Source organism: Maribacter sp. (assembly GCA_020629415.1).
In the GTDB taxonomy this organism is placed as follows: domain Bacteria; phylum Bacteroidota; class Bacteroidia; order Flavobacteriales; family Flavobacteriaceae; genus Maribacter; species Maribacter huludaoensis.
Window position 1 is genome coordinate 1 of record JAHDDL010000037.1, and the last position, 2,300, is coordinate 2,300.

At 37.2% G+C, this 2,300-nt stretch carries 2 protein-coding genes; both read right to left on the reverse strand.

All coding sequences use genetic code 11. The features are described 5' to 3' along the window. On the reverse strand, window positions 1–1,295 hold a 1,295-nt coding region (locus tag QZ657_RS13680; protein WP_291967587.1), incomplete at its 3' end, for a type IV secretory system conjugative DNA transfer family protein. 14 nt (window positions 1,296–1,309) lie between these two features. Continuing rightward, window positions 1,310–2,300, reverse strand: a 991-nt coding sequence (gene mobB, locus QZ657_RS13685; RefSeq protein WP_291967589.1) for a MobB family relaxase, incomplete at its 5' end; no start/stop codon positions are given.

Sequence of the window (2,300 nt, forward strand, 5' to 3'; positions counted from 1 at the left end):
CGTTCGTAATATTTAGCGGTATCAGGGTCGTTGGTCTTCCCAAAAAACTGATAGGAGAGATTACTCAAAATCGCACGGCTACCCTTCTCCCCATACATCATATCGTTCTGAATCTTATCCTGCATTACATAAACGGTAGCAATATCATAGCTCCTCAGGGTTGCAGGAACACGATGCATATTCAACATTCGAATGGTTGGAGCCTCCTCCATTAGCAAAAAAGAGGATTTGCCCTTACGAACACTCATTTGTTTCGTTATGGTATGAATAATAGTGGCAATAATCGGAGACAATGAGGTCTCGTATTTAGGATTGTTTACCACACAGACAACCGAGTTATTTTTACCAGAATTAATATTAAGCGGTACTTTGTCATCGGATAACGCCATAAAAATACGTTGCGTGCTTATCTTTTTAAAAGCATTGGACAAGGTACTTTTAACAGCAGCAGTCTGCCTCTCAGAATCCGCACCATTAATAAAGGCATCAGCCATTGCCTTAGAGGTGATATCCGCGCTTAAAAACTCAACAAGCTCTTTAGTGCTTAGGTATTGATATAAGGCGATAAGATGTGGTAAAGTGCAGAATTGTTTATAATCTGTTTTAAGCCTCCACATCATACCACCCACCAATCCTTCAGCAGCATCGTTAAAGAAACGCGAATTTCCTGAACCACCACTTTCCTTGAGTTCCAAAAGATTTTCTACTAGCACTCTGGAAACCTCATGCACGCTTTCTTCATCAGGAAGATAGCGCGGCGCAATGGGATTTACCTTGAAATAAATGGGGTCAAAGGAAATGATATAAAAAGGTGTTTCTCCGTTTCCAAAGATAGGATATGCCATTTCGGTAATCTCAAAATCCTTATAATCATGAATTACTCCACAAAAATTATGTGTATTAAAATGTTGTAAAAGTCCATATACTACACTTTCCGTTTTTCCACTCCCAGCAGAACCTATAATGGATATTCCCCTCCGGATATTTTCCAAAACTAGATTCCCTTGTCTCACTTTAAATTTGACTCGGTATTTAGGGTCTACAGAAGTGTTTTCCTTCTCAATCCCAATAAATACATAACAGAGAATGTTCAATAAAAAGAGAGGCAGAAATCCGATAAGCAATAACTGTAAAAACTCTTTTAATTCCAGTATCGTGTACCATTGAACAAGTAATATAATAAGCAACCCAAATAGATTGAAAAAGAATCCAAAACGAAGAAAGCGAACTACTAGATATATAAGTATTCCTCCTATTATAATTAATAATGCAATTTCCCAGACAAATGTTTCCATAGTGTGATTTTAAATTAATATCCAACTGAACCAGAACGCAGGGCAATTTCTAACCCTCGTCTTAATTTTCTAAAAGCCGTTACTGCTAATTGCGTTGTAGAGGTTGGAATGATAGGAATGTCAAGCCCAGTTTTCCGTATCAATTTAAAGGCTATTGCCCTTTCCGAAACAGGTAATCCCAAAAGCTTTGCGTAAAAGCGTTTTGGGTCTTTAATGAACTGCTTTTGCCCTTTATAACTCTCCACATAATTTCGATTGTATCCTGTGGTACTATCAAAGGTTTTTTCGGCAGCCTCATAAAACTTGTCACGGTCGAAACCTCTCTTTTGTTTGGTCCCATTAAGTATTACCTCAGATGCTTTATATACAGATCCTGGAGAAAGACTTTTGGTATTGCTGGCATCTTTTCTAGAAACGATGATATGTATATGGGTCTGCATTCCAGGTTTTTTCATTCCGGAAACCAGTATTTTACCATCTACCCTATGGGGAATTTGAGCTGTCAGGTTTTTAATCTCATTTTTCATCTGGGAAGTATTCCCTTTCAGTTCGCCCCGTTCTACTTTTCGAATGCCATTTTCGAGCTTTGCTATCTTGCCTGTATAATCCTGATTCTCTTTCACCTTTTGGTCAAAGCCTCTATAACTGCGATCCTTCTCTATCTTAGCATAATATTTAATATTGTCTACAGTAACCGCCTCATCTCTATAAAAACATTTTGCATATTCTTTCATTAACTCTCGTGTATACGCCCTTAATTTTTCAGGATTATTTTGGATATGCTTTAATTCACGTTGACTAGGATTTACAATGATGGAATAGAATTTGGGTTCTTTCTTTTTTAGTTTTGCGGTATTACCGTCAATTTCTTGAATGACTTTTTCAGGAGAAATTCTGTCATTATATTGATCAAAGAAATGTTCTTGCATTTCAGGTGCAAGTTCTTGGTTTTCCTTCTCTAAATAAGCAACATAATCTGCTACGCTATTTGCGTAAGTATTTCCT